The following is a 16,723-nucleotide window of genomic DNA, read 5'->3' as shown; positions in this document are numbered from 1 at the left end:
AAGGATGCAGTTAGAAAAAATTGAAATGTCTGGATTTAAGTCATTTGCGGATAAAACCGTTATCGAATTTGATAAAGGTGTTACAGCTGTTGTCGGTCCAAACGGAAGTGGAAAATCTAATTTGTCAGAAGCAATTAAATGGGTTTTAGGAGAACAATCTGCAAAAAGTTTACGTGGTAAAAAAATGGATGATGTTATTTTTGCAGGTTCTCAAACTCGTAAACCCGTTAATATTGCTGAAGTAAATTTGCATATTAACAATGAAGATGGAAAATTGGCAATTGAGCATTCTCAAGTTGTATTAACTCGTCGATTGAACCGTAATGGGGATAGTGACTTCTTTATTAATAAGAAAGCTTGTCGACTAAAAGATATTACAAGTTTAATGATGGATTCTGGTTTAGGAAAGGATTCCTTTGCTTTAATTTCTCAAGGGAAAGTTGAACAAATTTTCAATGATAAACCTGAAGATCGTCGTATGATTATTGAAGAAGCTGCAGGGGTATTAAAATATAAAGACCGTAAAACTCAAGCGCAAAGAAAATTAGATCAAACACAAGAACATTTAAATCGTGTAGAAGATATTTTACATGAAATTAAAAGTCAATTAACGCCTTTATTAGAACAAAAGGAAAAAGCGATTGTTTATTTATCTAAAAAAGAAGAATTACAAGGTATCGAAACAGCCTTATTAGCCGTTGAAATTGAAACTTTAAATACTCAGTGGACAGTTGCTAAACGAGAAGTAGCTCAGTTACAAGAAACTGTGACGAAAACAGAACAAAGATTAGTAGAGCTAGAGCAAAAAGTATTCGAACAACAAGAATTACTTGCTGTAAAAAATACTGAGTTAGATGAAAAACAAGCGTTATATGTTGATGCGATTCAAAAAATGGAACAATTAGATGGTGAACGTAAAGTTTATCAACAAAGACAAGAGTTTGCGAATCGTACCAATGAAGAAAATCAATTAGCTTTAGTGGAAGTGATTCGTCAATTAGAATCAACAGAACAAACTGTGGCTGAATTAGAGCGAGCAGTTGCCATTAAAGAAGTGGAACTGAATGGAATCGAGGCTCAATGGTCTAAATTAGTAGAAGAGTTAGAACAATTAAGTCAAGGTAATGAAGAGAGACAAAAGCAATTACAAAGTGACTATATCGAGCAATTACAAGAAATTTCAAAATTAACGAACCAAGAAAAACACTTGGAACGTTCGATGGAACAAAATCAAAATCAACATGATAAATTACTTGAAAAACAAGAATTATTTGAAGAACAATCAAAACAATTAGATCAAAAGATTGCACAGTTAGTAGAAAAAGAAGAAAATCTAGCTCAACAAGCAAATTCTAAACAAGAAGACTTAAATAGTTATCGTCAACAAGCAGACAGTTTACGTCAAGAACGTCAAACGATGCAAGAACAAAAACAAAAGATTGAACGACAATTGCAACAAACACAAGCCAATTATCATAGTTTGAAACAAGTTTCGGAAGATTATGCCGGTTATTATCAAGGGGTTCGTGAAATCTTAAAACAAAAGAAACAAATCGCAGGTGTAATTGGTTCTGTAGCTGAATTAATTCGAGTAGATGATGAGGTTACATTAGCCATCGATATTGCTTTAGGTGCAAGTAGTCAACACGTTGTGGTAGAACATGAACAAGCTGCAGCAAAAGCGATTGACTATTTAAAAATGAACCGTTTAGGACGAGCAACTTTCTTACCATTAACGATTATTAAAGAGAAAAGAATGCCAGATGCGGTTCAACAACAATTATTCTCTTTACAAGGCTATGTTGGAATTGCTAGTGACTTAGTACATGTGGAAAAAACGTATCAATCTATTGTTCGAAATATTTTAGGAACAACTGTCGTTGCCAAAACACTGGATGATGCTATGAAAATTGCTAAAGTCTTGCAATACCGTTATCGTATTGTTTCTTTAGAGGGAGATGTTGTCAATGCTGGCGGTTCGATGACAGGTGGAGCTTCTAAAAACCATCAACAACAATCTCTTGTAAAACGAAATAGTCAATTAGAAACGTTAGAACAACAATTGAAACAGTTGAAAGAATATGAGAAGCAAGTTTCAGAAAAATGGAATCAGTTGGAAACGAAATGGAACGAAATTGTTCAAAAAGGAACAGCGATTCAAGAAGAAGAAACAATCTTAAAACAACAATTACAAGAAGTAAGATTAGAATTACAATATTCAAAAGATGAATTTAATAAAATTAGTCGTCAAACATTAAGTCAACAATATGAATTAGATGAATCTATTGAACAGTACGAACAATTAGAACAGCAATATGTGGATACTCATGAAGCATTAAGAAGGATTACAAAAGAGAATCAAGCGGTTAAAAAAGAATTGGATTATTTACAATTATCTCAAGAAGACCGTACGCAACAGCTTCAAGAAAAACAACAAGAATTACAAGAAGTGGGGACACAAAAAGCTCGTATTCAAGAGCAAGTCCAACATCAAAAGAAAGAATTCAAACAAGAAAAACTGTCATTAAAACGTTTAGAAGAACAAGTTCATTTACTGGAATCGAAAAAAGATGAACAGAAGGACTTAAAAGAGAAAAATGAAGCAGATTACAACCAAACTGTAAAAGATTACGAAGCGATTAAAGAAACTGTTACAGCATTAGAAATAGATTTAGATAGACTAAAAGAAGAAAGAATTCAATTAGAAGTATTGAATAAACAAACAGAAGTTAGTCGAAATCAAGCGCAACATCAATTACAAGAGTATTTGAAACAACAATCAAAAGTTGAAACAAAAGCCAATCGATTTGAATTAGCAATTGATCAAAAACTGCAATATTTAAGTGAAGAATATGAATTAACATTTGAAGCAGCAATCGAAAAAACAGAATTAACAATGTCCATCGAAGATGCTTCTAAAACAGTTCGCATGTTAAAACAACAAATCGAACAAATGGGTGCAGTAAACTTAATGGCGATTGAAGAATATGATAAAGTTCAAGAAAGATTTGAATTTTTAACAATCCAACAACAAGATTTATTAGATGCGAAGAAAAATTTAGAAGACACGATTACAGAAATGGACACGGAAGTGACGAGTCGATTTAAACAAACTTTCGATGCTATTTCAAATCAATTCCAACAAACATTCCCACGATTGTTTGGAGGAGGACGTGCTTCTTTAGAATTAACAGATCCTACTAATTTATTAGAAACAGGAATTGAGATTATTGCTCAACCACCTGGTAAGAAACTACAATCCTTAAGTCTATTATCTGGGGGAGAACGTGCCTTTACAGCCATTGCTTTATTATTTGCAATTTTAGAAGTGAAGCCAGTGCCATTCTGCTTACTAGATGAAGTAGAAGCAGCCCTAGATGAGGCAAATGTTGCAAGATATGGTCGTTACTTGAAAGAATTTACTAAAAATACTCAGTTCATTGTTATTACTCATAGAAGAGGAACAATGGAAGAAGCAGATGTATTATATGGGGTAACAATGCAAGAATCTGGAGTTTCAAAACTAGCGTCAGTAAAATTCGAAGACTTTGATGGCTTGGAGTAGAACGTTTTTAAGAAATATTGGAAAAGCCTTTTGATGAAGGCTTTTTCTTTTTGTTAAATAGTTAGTAAATTAGTTAATAAGGATATTGCACTAAATGTATTGCATAACGCAATACAAATGCTATAATAATTGTGATTATATAAGAGGAGAATTGTGTATGAAAACAGCTAGTGTAAATGTTAGAATTCAAGAAAATATTAAAGAAGAAGCAGAAAAAATTTTATCGCAGATTGGTCTTTCTCGAGCAGTAGCCATTGATTTATTTTACCGACAAATTATTATGAATAATGGAATTCCATTTTCTTTAACCGTTCCTAATCAGCAAGTTCCTATTCGTGATACAATGAGTGAAGAAGAATTTTACAAAATGATGAATAAAGGAATGCAATAAGTTAAAAATAATGAGTCACAAGATATGGGAATTGTATTTGATTAGCCTACCATGGAAAGGAGAAGTCACTTGTTAGGAGAACGTCTTAAACATAGAAGATTAGAATTAAATTTAACACAAAAGGAATTATCAGAAGGAATTTGTAAACAAAGCCAAATTAGTAGAATAGAAAATCAAAATTATGATCCTAGTGCTTTAATTTTAAAAAAATTATCCGTTCGATTAAATGTAAGTATGGATTATTTTTTTAATACGAAGCTAGAGGAAACAGATTCAGTATTAAAATCATTTAAAAAAATAGCTGATGATGCTTTAAGTCAAAGAGATTTTAGTAAATTAGAATATTGTTTATCATTAGAGTTGAATAAGAAGCAAAAAATTACGTTAGAAGAGGATCTTATTTACATAGAATGGATAAAGGCAATTGTTGCGTTTAATGTACATAAAGATATTGTCAAAGCAATAGAAATGATGGAACACTTATGTAAAAAACTAAAAACTAATGATGAATACTATTTAGATTTTTTGAATACTTTAGCACTATTTTATTTTGAATGTGATGAAATTGAAAAATATAAACAGTTTTATAAAATTCTAATGGAAGAGATTTATAAAGTAGATATGTCAAAGCAGGATAATTTACATAAGGTAATCAAAATAAGATATAACTATGCTCGAATTTTAGTAAGAAATAAAGTTACAAAAGAAGCTTTGGAAGAGATTTTAGAAACAATTGATATCTGTAAAGAAAATAGTAGTATCTATTTATTAGCCGATTTATATTGTTTATTAGCGAACATTGGAGATAATTTTCTTTCAGACGAAGATATTCTTATGTATTATGAACAAGCTAAGTTTTTGTATAAACTATTAGGAAATGAAAAAATGTATTTAAGAATACAGGAATATTTAAGTAGTCGTTTTTAATCCCTTATTAAAAATAAAAGTAAAACATTATGGGAATCAGTAATCAGATTTCCATAATGTTTTTTTATGATATGCCAAAATTAATATTCATTTAAGTATATTTTTATAAAAATATACAAAATTGAATAAAATGGTGTTGAAAATAACAAAAGGGTGTGATAAGCTTTCACTAATTAGGAGTGTGTATAATTATTGGAGGTTAATAGGAATTGGAAAATGATGTTAGTTTGTATTTTAGGGAGATTATGGAAAAAGTAGGAATGGATTATATCCCTGATTCTGGGGTTATGTATCATAAAACACTTAAATTTTCTTCTGTTTTAAATATTGAAGATAGATTTGAAGAGTTTTTTAAGATTGATGGTTATTTATACACGAATCAAAGATGTTTTAGAGTTACAGATAAAATTCTTGAAATAACAGGGGTTGAAGGAGTAGCATCTCCGTATAATCATATGTTAAGTTTCTTTTTGTTAAAGCAAGAAAATCTTGAAAATGCATTGAAAATCACAACTGATTTTTTTAGGAAATTAAATTTTTTAGATGGAAAAACTACAATGGTTTTATCTCAAAAGATGTTATCGTTAATAAATGTAAAAACAAAGGGATTATTTGATATTTGCTTGATTAATAGTGATAAATTATCGACTACGTTAGGTGAGGATAGATTTAAGGGAGAGTATATTAAATTCTATCGTAGAAATAAAAATGGATTAGTACCGGTGGGCAGTCTTAATGTTATTTTTAATGGAGAAAGCTATGTTATTGATAGTTCTTTTTTGAAGGAAGTCATCGAAGTTGAGTATTTTGGAAAAAATAGTATTTATGAATTGAACTATTTCAAAAATTCCTTTATACAAATTAGAGATAAGATTCCTGAATCTATTCTATCAGTAGGGTTAAAATGTATTAATTTAATGAGAGTCATTTTAGTACTTTTGAATGAGGGAATCGTATTTGGAAATAAAAATCAAGAGTATATTGTTAGGAAATTGCATAGAATACTTGTTTTGGAGCTTTTTTTATTATTTTTGGATAAAGAAATTACTCGTTCAGAAATTGTTGAATTGATGAGTGATATTACTTTGTCAGGTTTATCGGATTTACAAAATGTAAATACTATTAATTATTCAAATCAGTTTTTTCTAGAAACAATTATTAAAGAAACCGAAGGTTATATAGAATTATTAGAAAAAGGGATGTTGAAAATTTCTATACAATCATTCAACTTGGAAGACGAAATAATTTTAAAAGATCGATATGGTATTCCATCAAAATTAATTAAAAGAATTCGAAATGGAAAACTAGAAAATAAGGATGACAATATCCCGATGAATCCGTTAAATAAAGTTATTGATATGCCAACGAAAAATTGGATAAAAGCATTACATGGAGAGTGAATTATGAAGAAAAAAGTGTTAATTACAGGTGTTTGTGGAACAATTGGTGAAGCATTAGTAAATTACTTTATAGAAAATGATGCAATAGTGTACGGTGTAGATTATCAAGATACACAGTTAGCTATTATGAATAGAAGGTTAGATTCGTCAGTATTTTATCCAGTTCCAATGGATTTTACTTCACCAGATTGTTTGAAATATATTGAAGCAATTCAACCAGATATTTTCATTCATGCAGCATCATTAAAAATGACAAATTTCTGTGAAGACTTTGCTGAGTATTATTATTCAAAAAATGTTTCACAAACAAAATTGTTTCTAGAGTCCGTATTACCTTTTGTAAAGGAAAGAGTTATATTTATTTCAAGTGATGAAGCTTATAAACCCCATAATCAGTTCGGAAGGCAAAAACTAGAAGTAGAACAATATTTGAAGAATTTAAATGATAAGCATCAAGATTGTGTCGTTCTATCGTTAAGATTTCCATTTGTGATTGAAAGTAATGGCTCAGTCTATCATGTGTTTGATAAACTCTCGAAAGAAAATAAACCTCTTCCTTTAACTGATGAACGAATTACAAAGCTAGCAACGAGAAAAGAAGAATTTATTCGTGGGTGGGATGATTTTTATAATCAAGTTCTAAAATCAGGAGTTTATACATTATCAATTGGAAAAGAATTGAGTATTAAAAGGTTAGCAGAAGAATTAATTGAGAAAAATCATTCGAAGAGTAAAATAGAAATTATTGGATTAACTGGAGACGATACTTTAGGAGATCCAATGATGGACTTTAATCATTTTAAACCTATTACAGATTTTGTTAGTGAAGTGTTTGAATAAGGATATTTAAATAGTAAATCTTATATCCGAAGTACATTTTGATGTTGATAATATTCAGCTAGTACTTCCTCAGAAATACACCAAACAACAATTGGAGGAATTGTTAAATGACTGATAAAGAAAAAGTAAAACAAATTGCTGAAAAATACAATAAAAGTATAGCAGAACTCTCTGAAAAAGCTACGGCTAAAGAATTCAAGTATGTAATGAGTTACATCGCACAAGAAGCGAATCGTAGACAGCGAGAGCTTGTTGGAATTAAAGACTAGTAGAAAGCATGGAACTAGAAATTCTAGTTTCGTGCTTTTTTGAATGTACAAAAAATGTACACTCATGTGAAGTTTTTCTTTAGAAGTAGTTACAATTCTAAAAAAATGGTATAATATAAAAAAACTTCAAATTATGGGAAAATAACAGAGATTAAATAGTCCAAAAAATAATTTGAACAAAAATAATTGAGAGTTTTTTTGATTACTATTTTAAGGAGATGTAGAAGATGGTGTTTGAAGTGAAGGGTATCGAAAAACGATACAATAATAAGACAATTTTACATAATATATCCTTTGAAATTCCAGAAAGTAACATTACAGTAATTCTTGGTAAAAATGGTGCTGGGAAAACGACATTAATTAAACTGATGTTGGGAATGATCAGTGCAGATAAGGGAGATATTTTGTTTAAGGGAGAAAAGCTATTAGACATTGGACATTCTTACTACCAAAATGTAAGTGCCGTGTTAGAATCTGTCGATAATGTTTACCCATTTTTAACAGGTAAACAAAATATTGAATACTTTCTTGGATTATCAAAACAATCCATACACTATATGAATGATAGTATTCAAGCGTTAATTGATGAGTTCGACCTCAGAGATGCTATTGATGAACCAGTTGGAGGATACTCAAGAGGAATGTTACAGAAGCTCTCATTAATTATTTCATTAATGACAAATGTAGAAGTTCTATTTTTAGATGAGCCAACTTTGGGTTTAGATTTTCAAAGTTCAAAGCAACTTTGTCAAAAAATTAAACAACTATCTACCGAACAGCATAAAACGATTATTCTTACCTCACACCAAGCAGAGATTATAGAATTACTAGCAGACTATGTGATTGTGATTGATGAAGGAAAGGTTATCTATAAAGGAGATTATCAGAACTTCTTGCAACAAGTCCCACATTCACAAGAATTTGAAGCTGTTATTGAGGGAGAAGTAATTCATCAAGAGCTTCAATGCCGCATTGAAAAAGGAAAATCATACGTAAAACGAAACTCTATTGACGAGTTAACGGAACTTTTAGTAAAGCATAACTTAATGTCTCATTTAATAAAGATTGAGAAACTAAGTCCTACGGTTGAAGAAACACTGGACTACTTCTATAGTCAAAGAGGAGGAGCTCATGATGAAGTTATTTAAGGCAGAATTATGGAAATATTTACATGAAGTGCGCACTTATTATCCGGATCATATTGTGAGTATTGTGGTTACTACGATTGTGTTCTATATGTTTTTATTAGTTCAACATCAACAAATAAGTCAAAGTTATGTAGGATTTGTTTATTGGTATTTGTTGAGTTCGGTTATTAGTGAAGCAGCAGTCTCCGTGTCTTCAGAAAAACAAATGGGAATCTTAGATCAACTGATTATCAAACCATTTCCTTTTGAACTGTTGATTATAGTAAGGACACTAGTGTGGTTAATTGTCAATCTCATCAAAGTGGCTGTTGTATCACTTATTTTGAGTGCTATTCTTTCAATTCAAATTTCTTTTAGTGGGTGGTTTATTGTCATCTTCTTATTAACCACAGTTGGAGTTTTTGGATTTACATTAGTATTAGTAGCGTTAACGTTAAAATATACCAAGACAGCATCATTTGATTCGATTATTTCTTATGCACTATTATTTTTCACTGGAGCTATTTTACCTCATGAGATGATGCCTGAATGGGCAATTTTGATTGGACGATTTCTTCCAATTTCTTTAGGGATTGAAATGACTCAAAATTTAATTCAAGGTGAAAGCGTTGCTTGGATGGACTACTTATTATTAGCGGGGCAGTCAGCTTTCTTTTTGGTAATAGGCTATGTCTTATTTAAGAAAATTTACCAATCTAGTAAGAAAGCAGGAATCGATAGAAGTTATTAATGTTACGAGTGAGTATCCCTGCGTGGTTTTAAACTTATTATAAATTTTCCTAAACTCAATAGTATTTGTTTATATCAATGGGAAATATGCTATAGGTAACTTGCAAGGACTGTTCATATTAAAGTTGGTATGGAAAAAAGAGAAACTTTTATCCATGGATAATGTGTTTTTAATTTCACAAGAATGCAGTAAGATAGAAGTAATTGGGAAAGGAAATGTTGTTGTTAGATGTTGTTGACAACAAAGATTTTTTATCTGCCTTATTCAATTCAATGTATGATGAATTACCTGCACCAAAATCAATGAATAAGAAATAATCACAGGAGGAAAGAATGAGAATCGGAGTTATTCAAGCAAGTTCGCAAGCGACTAAAAATCAAATAATCTATGATACTGTATTAAAGTATGCTCCAAAGAAATCTGAGGTTATAAATTTTGGTTGTACGATGGAAGAAAATGATAAATACTCGTATATAGAAATTTCTATTCTTGTAGGTATCTTGTTGGCAAGTAGGACAGTTGATTTCGTTGTTACGGGCTGTTCTTCCGGACAGGGAATGATGCTTGCTTGTAATAGTATGCCAGACGTCATCTGTGGGTATGCACCTACACCGAAGGATGCCTATTTATTTGTTCAGATAAATAATGGAAATGCGATATCATTACCATTAGGTGAAGATTATACATGGTTAGGTATTGAAAATCTTGAAAAAACAATAGAAGTTCTTTTCTCAGAGCCATTTGGGCAAGGATACCCTGAAAGTGAGGCAGAGAGAAAGATAAGAGATGCCGAGCAACTTAAAGAGATAAGAAGCATCGGACAGGTTCAGTTTAAAGAATTCGTAAATATACTAGATATATCACTACTTGAATCAATCAAGAGGAAACAGGATGTAATTCAGTATGTAAGGGCGTATGGAGAGAAAGAAATAGCCGATTTACTGAAATGAGCAAATTACAGTGGGAATAGTAATGATGTTTATTGTATCCCAATTGCTATCTAGAGTTGACTTAGAAACGGTTAAAAAGATTTAATGGGTGGGTGACTTTATGGCTAAAGAAGTTATTAAATTAATTGGTATTGAGATGTCTTTTGCAGATAAAACCTTGTTTCATACTGATAAATTAATCGGTCATATTGGAGAAGTTATTGGGATTGTAGGTAATAATGGTGTAGGTAAAACAACATTACTAAATATTATTTGCGGTAATACAAAATCTACTAAGGGTAGAATAATCTGTGATGTATTATGTAAAAAGTTTGATCAAAATTGGTTTTCAAATAATAATTATACAAATTTAAATCATAGTGCTGGTGAACAGCAAAGAGATTTCCTATATAAAATGCTTTGTACAAAACAAGGTTGTTTATTATTAGATGAACCAACTAATTTTATGGATATTCAGACGAGAGAGAACTTAATTAAAACTATTAAATCGTATAAAAATGGTATCATTATTATAGCTAGTCATGATCGCTATTTTTTAAAAAATGTTGTGACTAAAATATGGGATATTGAGAATAAAGAAATCAGAGAGTATATTGGTACCTATGAAGATTATGAAAAGCAAAAAGAACTTCATCTGTTAAAACAACAATATGAAAAAGAAGAATATATTAGAGAGAAAAAACATTTAGAAACGATTATTCTAAATAATAAAGAGCAAAGATTGCGCCTAGAAAAAAATAAAAATAAAAAGTCATTTGAAAAACCTAGTCGATTAGCTGCAACTAAAGATAAAAGTACAGCTGTTAAGCGAATTGATCGGACAATAAAAAATGTTGAAAAGCGATTAGATAGTTTGGGTGAAATCAATGATATACCTATTGTACAAACTATCCATTTTCCTGAAGGAAATTTTAGAGAATTACATAATAAATATCCTATAAGAGCTGAATTGCTAAATCTCTATTATGAAGATAAGCAATTATTGAAAGATGTTAGTTTTCAATTTGCAAATAAATTAAAAATTGCAATTACTGGGAAAAATGGTTCTGGTAAGTCTACATTAATAAAGAATATACTAGATAACCATCCAAATATTATACTTTCTAAAATGGTCAAATTTTCAGTTTTTAAACAATTTTATTTTGAAGTTTCAAGTACAAAAAATCTTATAAATTATTTACAAGAAGATTCTAATTTTTCAAGGCAAGATATTATAAATTTATTGAGGGATATTGGGATAGACGCATCATTATTGAATGTACCAATCAATAAATTAAGTGGTGGGCAGAGAACTAGAATAGAATTATTAAAAGTATTCATTAAAGATGCCAATGTTGTAATATTAGATGAACCTACAAATTCACTAGATATGATTAGTATAAGAGCGCTAGAGGTATTGATAAAAAATTATCCAGGGCTAGTGATTTTTGTTTCTCATGATATGGAATTTGTAAAAAATTGTGCGGACGAAATTTATACTATTGAAAATAAAACATTGAAAAGATATAAATAATAAATTTATTCGGAAATTACTAATGATTGTAGACTAATTGTGTATTTTAATTATCCCATTTTGTTAAAATTTATTTTGACAAAATGATTGGAGTGGATTAGAATTAAATTAAAATTTGATTAGTTTTATTGTGAATAATGTAACTTGTATTGTTGAATTTAAATTTTCTAAATTAAAGAGGAGGGAATCAGAATGTTTCGATTCTTAAGATTTATACTAGTAGGTAATAAACGAATATTTATATGTGCTGTGTTATTTTTAGCTTTAATGTCTCTTGATGGAATTGGTGCACCGTATTTTTTAGGGAAATTTACAGATTATATGAACAATAGTGATTTTGATAGCAGTATGTATACAGTATTTTTATGGCTGATTTTTTTACTGTTAATTGTTTTATCAAAATTTCTATTTAGTTTCTTTAAAGGAAAGTTTATTCAAAATGTAAATTATCAGTTAAAAAATATACATGCAGTAAATTCTGTTAGCAAAGAGAATTTACAGCAATCACCAAGTTCTTACATCACTAGTATTACTAGTGAAGTTCAGCAAATTGAAAATAAATTTATCAATAATGTATTTACTATGATGTTGTGTACACTTCAAGGTGTTGTTACATTTATATTTTTGATGAATATCAATGTGTTAGTAGGCTTACTTTTTGTTGGTTTGGGAGCTATACCTGCTCTAATTCCTAAGTTAACTAAAAAATGGTTAAAGAAAGGAACATCACGTTGGCAAGAATCCAATGATCAATATATAGGATTTTTAACAGATTTTTTAGAGGCACGCCCGTTGATGAAAAGATTTGGTGTGGTAAATAATGTACTAAAAAAGTTGACTGAGAAGTTAGGAGTATCTGAAAAAAATTATTTTAAGATGGATTTTAATCAAAATACCGCCAATACCATTATTAGTTTACTATATGTGTGCTCATTATTGATAGCATTAATTCTGGGAATAAGTTCTGTTCAAAATGGATATATGACAGTAGGAAGTTTACTTACTATTTATATGGCAGCTGATAGGGTTGTAACTCCATTAATTACTGCTGCTTCTACATATAATGTGATTCAATCAATTGATCCAATATTGAATAAAGTGCTAACTCTTAATAGTAAAGCCGAAGAATATGAGCAACTGCTAGAGTTACCAACAAGTAGAGAAGTTATCTTAGAATTTAAACAAACTACAGTAGGATATCAAGATAATGAATTGATTAAAAATATTGATTTTTCACTTGGAAGTCATGATAAGATATTATTCAAAGCACCTTCAGGTTCTGGAAAGAGTACTTTTTTAAAAACTATTTTAGGGGAAACGCAGGTATTATCTGGTACTATCAATTATGGGCAAGAACAAGGAATTGAACTTTTTTCTGTTGTTTCTCAAAACCCATTTATCTTTAACGAAACATTGCTGTTTAATCTGACGTTTGATAGTCCAATAGATGAAAGTAGAGTCCTTGAAATTTTAAGAAGAGTAGGAATGAAACACTTAGCAACAAAAGAGATGCTATATACTAAAATGGATAAACAATTACATTCTCTATCTGGTGGAGAATTAAAACGGTTAGAGTTAGCAAGAGCATTATTATTTGAAAAACCATGCTTACTTGTTGACGAAGCTTTATCAGGGCTGGATAATGAGAGTTCAAAAATTTTGAATGATTTGATCAAAACTTATTCTGGAGCAGTTATTGATATAGAACATCACATTTCAGAGGAAATGATGGTTGGATATGATAAGATCATTACTATCAAGGACAATCATTTAGTTATAAATAAGATGTGAGTAGAGTAATTAATAAGTAAAATAGTGCAATTAGATAATTTTTGTGATTGGAAGAACTGAGTCTTTTTTGCTTTTTCGATAAATCCTCAATATAAACAAGAAGCTATATCCCAGTGATATGGCTTTTTCTTTAGGAATAGTTACAAACGTAAAAATTTGGTATAATACAAGAATGAACTCAAAGGAAAGATGAGCTCTAGGAAATGCACCCCCTTAGAGAAGAAAGACTAACTATGAAAAGTCAATAACGAATAAAAAAATTCTTCAAAAAATCAAAAACCACTAAGAAAAATTTCCAGAGGCATCACTCTTTCGAGTGCGAGTTTTAGAACTTAAGGAGAGAACGATGTCCTCTATCTAATAACTATATTATGCAATTATTTAGGCATATAGGTAGCCTTTAATAATCTAACTACATTATATAAGGAGAAAGTTAATTTGCTTAAAAAATTAAGAGAATCAGACTTACCAATACTTCATACACTAATATATTCATCTGAAAAACCTCGATGGACACTTTATAATGCCCCTTATTTTGATGAATATAAACAATTAAATTTAGAAACATTTTTAAAGTCAGATATTCATCTTTTTTTTCTGAGTGAAAATGTTTTAGCAATTGTTCATGAAGAAAGAATCATTGGAGTTGTTACACGCTATTGGGAAGACATTAGAACTCGTTGGTTAGAAATAGGAATTGTTATTTATGATGATTCATTATGGTCTCACGGTATTGGAACATCTGCCTTACAAGAATGGATTGGGATTTGTTTTAAAGATTTCCCAGAAATTGAACGAGTGGGACTAACAACTTGGAGTGGTAATCCTGGCATGATGAGACTATCAGAAAAATTAGGGATGACTCAAGAAGCTAGAATTAGAAAAGTTCGTTATTATAAAGGAATTTACTACGATTCAATAAAATATGGAATTCTACGAGATGAATTTTTTGCATTGAAGTAGAAGATAAGCTTATTATTGAATTTTACATAGGGTATTTGACAAAGCCTATTTGTAAATCTAATTGACTACAATTAGGATTTATCGAACAACAAAAAAACGGAGAAGCTATATCAATGTGATATGGCTTTTTCTTTAGGAATAGTCACAAACCTAAAAATTTGGTATAATACAAGAATGGAATCAAAGGAATGACGAGCTCTAGTAAATGCACTCCACTAGAGTAAAAAAGGAGAGGTTGTATGATAAAAGTCATTGCACTAGACTTAGATGGAACATTACTAACAGATGATAAAAAAGTAACACCTGAAAATAAAAAAGCTATTCAACTTGCGAAAGAACAAGGTGTAAAAATTGTTCTTTGTACAGGTCGTCCTTTAATGAGTATTTATCATTTATTAGAAGAATTAGAATTATTAGGTGATGATGATTTTTCTATCAATTACAATGGTGGAATTATTCAAAAAACAAAATCACAAGAAATTTTATTTAAACAAGGTCATTCAAGAGATGATATGCAATACTGCTATGAAGAAGCGTATAAAGTAGGCTTACCGCTTGTTATGATTGATTTAGAAAGAGCTTATGAAACAACTTATCCGGAAGGAAGACCTTCTATTTATCCAGGATTACCTCATCCAATTGAGTTCATTACAAAAAATCCATCGGAATTTGAAGAAAGCCACGTGTTTTATAAGGCAGTGCTATGTATTGAAGAATCACTATTAGATAAAGGAATTCGTCAATTACCAGAAGCTTTCTTTGAAAAATTCAATTGTATGAAGTCTCGTACTTTCTTATTAGAAGTAGTTCCAAAAGAAGTTTCTAAAGGAACAGGTCTAACGCATTTAGCTGAAATTTTAGGAATTACAGTAGAGGAAATTGCAGCTTGTGGAGACGAAGAAAATGATTTATCAATGCTTACAACAGTTGGATTCCCAGTAGCAATGGGAAATGGTTCTCCAGAAGTAAAAGAAGTAGCAAAATTCATTACAAAGACAAATGAAGAATCTGGGGTAGCTCATGCTATTTATCATATTTTAGAACAAAATAAATGTGAAAGAGAAGGAGTGAAATAATGGGATTATTTGATCGTATTAAACGTGCCTTTACCGGTGAAGATGCTGTCATTAAACAGCAAGAACAAGAAACTTCAATTATTATTGATAAATATGACCAAGGAATGCAAAAAACTCGTAAAAGTTTTTCGGATCATTTAAATGAATTTTTAGCAGATTTTAGAACAATTGATGAAGATTTCTTTGATGATTTAGAAGAAACATTTATTTCTTCAGATGTTGGCTTTGAAATGACTTTAGCGATTACGGATGCTTTAAGAGATGAAGTTCGTTTGAAAAATGCTAAAAATGCTCATGATGTCAAACAAGTTATTATTGAAAAAATGGTAGACATTTATGAAAAAGGTGAAGACAATTTAGCAACTTTAGCAAAAGCTGAAGGTAGACCAACTGTATTACTATTCGTCGGAGTAAATGGTGTTGGTAAAACAACTACGATTGGTAAAATTGCTTGGAGATTAAAACAAGAAGGGCATTCTGTATTATTAGCTGCAGGAGATACATTCCGTGCAGGAGCTATCCAACAATTAGAAATTTGGGGCGAACGTGTAGGGGTTCCAGTTGTTAGTGGTAAAGAAGGTGGAGATCCTTCTTCTGTTGTGTATGATGCCATTAAAAAAGCGAAAGCAGAAAATATCGATTATTTATTAATTGATACAGCCGGTCGCTTGCAAAATAAAGTGAATCTAATGAAAGAATTAGAAAAAATGAATCGTATCATTTCTAGAGAAATTGAAACAGGAGCAGATGAAACTTTATTAGTATTAGATGCAACTACAGGACAAAATGCTTTAGTTCAAGCAAAACAATTTAAAGAAACGATTGATGTAACAGGTTTAATTTTAACAAAATTAGATGGCACTGCAAAAGGTGGCGTAATTTTATCAATTCGTCATGAAATGAACATTCCAGTTAAATTTATTGGATTAGGAGAAAAAATGGATGATTTACAACCATTTGACTCAACTCAGTTTATCTTCGGATTAGTGAAAGATTCGTTGAAATAGTATAATTTTTTTTATAAGACTTTTCTTATGTAGCAAGGACGGCAGCAGCTTCGCTAGCACATCTCATGCCTAAAATTGCTACTTTGGAAAGTCTTTGTTGTTTTTGTCATAAAATTTAAAACGGTTAAAATGATTTAGGTATAAGACTTTTCT

Annotated in this window: 14 protein-coding genes and 1 pseudogene; all 15 read left to right on the top strand. The window is 30.3% G+C overall.

What is annotated here, in order from left to right; all coding sequences use genetic code 11:
* Window positions 1-4: 4 nt before the first annotated feature.
* The 15 genes and pseudogenes from smc to ftsY all read left to right on the top strand — a co-directional run bounded on the left by smc (window position 5) and on the right by ftsY (window position 16,570).
* The gene (gene smc, locus HMPREF0446_RS04655) at window positions 5-3,565 is read left to right on the top strand and encodes a chromosome segregation protein SMC (protein WP_006702558.1); all 3,561 of its coding nucleotides are present in this window, start codon (window positions 5-7) and stop codon (window positions 3,563-3,565) included.
* Between the two features lie 157 nt (window positions 3,566-3,722).
* On the top strand, window positions 3,723-3,956 hold the full coding sequence (locus tag HMPREF0446_RS04650; protein ID WP_006702559.1) for a type II toxin-antitoxin system RelB/DinJ family antitoxin: 234 nt from the start codon (window positions 3,723-3,725) through the stop codon (window positions 3,954-3,956).
* A 69-nt stretch (window positions 3,957-4,025) separates the two neighbouring features.
* Window positions 4,026-4,883, top strand: a complete 858-nt coding sequence (locus HMPREF0446_RS04645) for a helix-turn-helix domain-containing protein (protein ID WP_006702560.1) — start codon at window positions 4,026-4,028, stop codon at window positions 4,881-4,883.
* A 209-nt stretch (window positions 4,884-5,092) separates the two neighbouring features.
* Window positions 5,093-6,283, top strand: coding sequence for a hypothetical protein (locus tag HMPREF0446_RS04640; protein WP_006702561.1), 1,191 nt, complete (start codon window positions 5,093-5,095; stop codon window positions 6,281-6,283).
* Between the two features lie 3 nt (window positions 6,284-6,286).
* Window positions 6,287-7,123, top strand: a complete 837-nt coding sequence (locus tag HMPREF0446_RS04635) for a polysaccharide biosynthesis protein (RefSeq protein ID WP_006702562.1) — start codon at window positions 6,287-6,289, stop codon at window positions 7,121-7,123.
* A 107-nt stretch (window positions 7,124-7,230) separates the two neighbouring features.
* A complete protein-coding gene (locus HMPREF0446_RS08560) occupies window positions 7,231-7,392 on the top strand; it encodes a hypothetical protein (RefSeq protein WP_006702563.1) in 162 nt (53 codons plus the stop codon).
* Window positions 7,393-7,619: 227 nt separating this feature from the next.
* Complete coding sequence (locus HMPREF0446_RS04630; protein ID WP_006702564.1) at window positions 7,620-8,540, top strand: ABC transporter ATP-binding protein; 921 nt, start codon at window positions 7,620-7,622, stop codon at window positions 8,538-8,540.
* Window positions 8,527-9,270 (top strand): ABC transporter permease, encoded by a 744-nt coding sequence (locus tag HMPREF0446_RS04625; RefSeq protein ID WP_006702565.1) that lies wholly within the window; start codon window positions 8,527-8,529, stop codon window positions 9,268-9,270. Before HMPREF0446_RS04630 ends, HMPREF0446_RS04625 begins: the two co-directional genes overlap by 14 nt.
* Window positions 9,271-9,479: 209 nt before the next feature.
* A pseudogene (locus tag HMPREF0446_RS08470) lies at window positions 9,480-9,587 on the top strand (TfoX/Sxy family protein); the annotation flags it as partial.
* Window positions 9,588-9,602: 15 nt separating this feature from the next.
* Entirely contained in the window at window positions 9,603-10,220 is a 618-nt protein-coding gene (locus HMPREF0446_RS04620; protein ID WP_006702566.1) for an RpiB/LacA/LacB family sugar-phosphate isomerase, read from the top strand.
* Between the two features lie 100 nt (window positions 10,221-10,320).
* A complete protein-coding gene (locus HMPREF0446_RS04615; protein ID WP_006702567.1) occupies window positions 10,321-11,733 on the top strand; it encodes an ATP-binding cassette domain-containing protein in 1,413 nt (470 codons plus the stop codon).
* A 192-nt stretch (window positions 11,734-11,925) separates the two neighbouring features.
* Complete coding sequence (locus tag HMPREF0446_RS04610) at window positions 11,926-13,524, top strand: ABC transporter ATP-binding protein (protein WP_006702568.1); 1,599 nt, start codon at window positions 11,926-11,928, stop codon at window positions 13,522-13,524.
* A gap of 438 nt (window positions 13,525-13,962) precedes the next feature.
* A complete protein-coding gene (locus tag HMPREF0446_RS04605) occupies window positions 13,963-14,487 on the top strand; it encodes a GNAT family N-acetyltransferase (RefSeq protein WP_006702569.1) in 525 nt (174 codons plus the stop codon).
* Window positions 14,488-14,726: 239 nt separating this feature from the next.
* The gene (locus HMPREF0446_RS04600; RefSeq protein ID WP_006702570.1) at window positions 14,727-15,563 is read left to right on the top strand and encodes a Cof-type HAD-IIB family hydrolase; all 837 of its coding nucleotides are present in this window, start codon (window positions 14,727-14,729) and stop codon (window positions 15,561-15,563) included.
* Window positions 15,563-16,570: a signal recognition particle-docking protein FtsY gene (ftsY, locus tag HMPREF0446_RS04595; RefSeq protein ID WP_006702571.1), complete on the top strand. Its 1,008-nt coding sequence runs from the start codon at window positions 15,563-15,565 to the stop codon at window positions 16,568-16,570. Before HMPREF0446_RS04600 ends, ftsY begins: the two co-directional genes overlap by 1 nt.
* The last annotated feature ends 153 nt before the right edge of the window (window positions 16,571-16,723 follow it).

The sequence above is a fragment of the Granulicatella elegans ATCC 700633 genome (assembly GCF_000162475.2).
Lineage (GTDB): Bacteria > Bacillota > Bacilli > Lactobacillales > Aerococcaceae > Granulicatella > Granulicatella elegans.
This window is presented reverse-complemented; position numbering and strand designations above follow the sequence as displayed.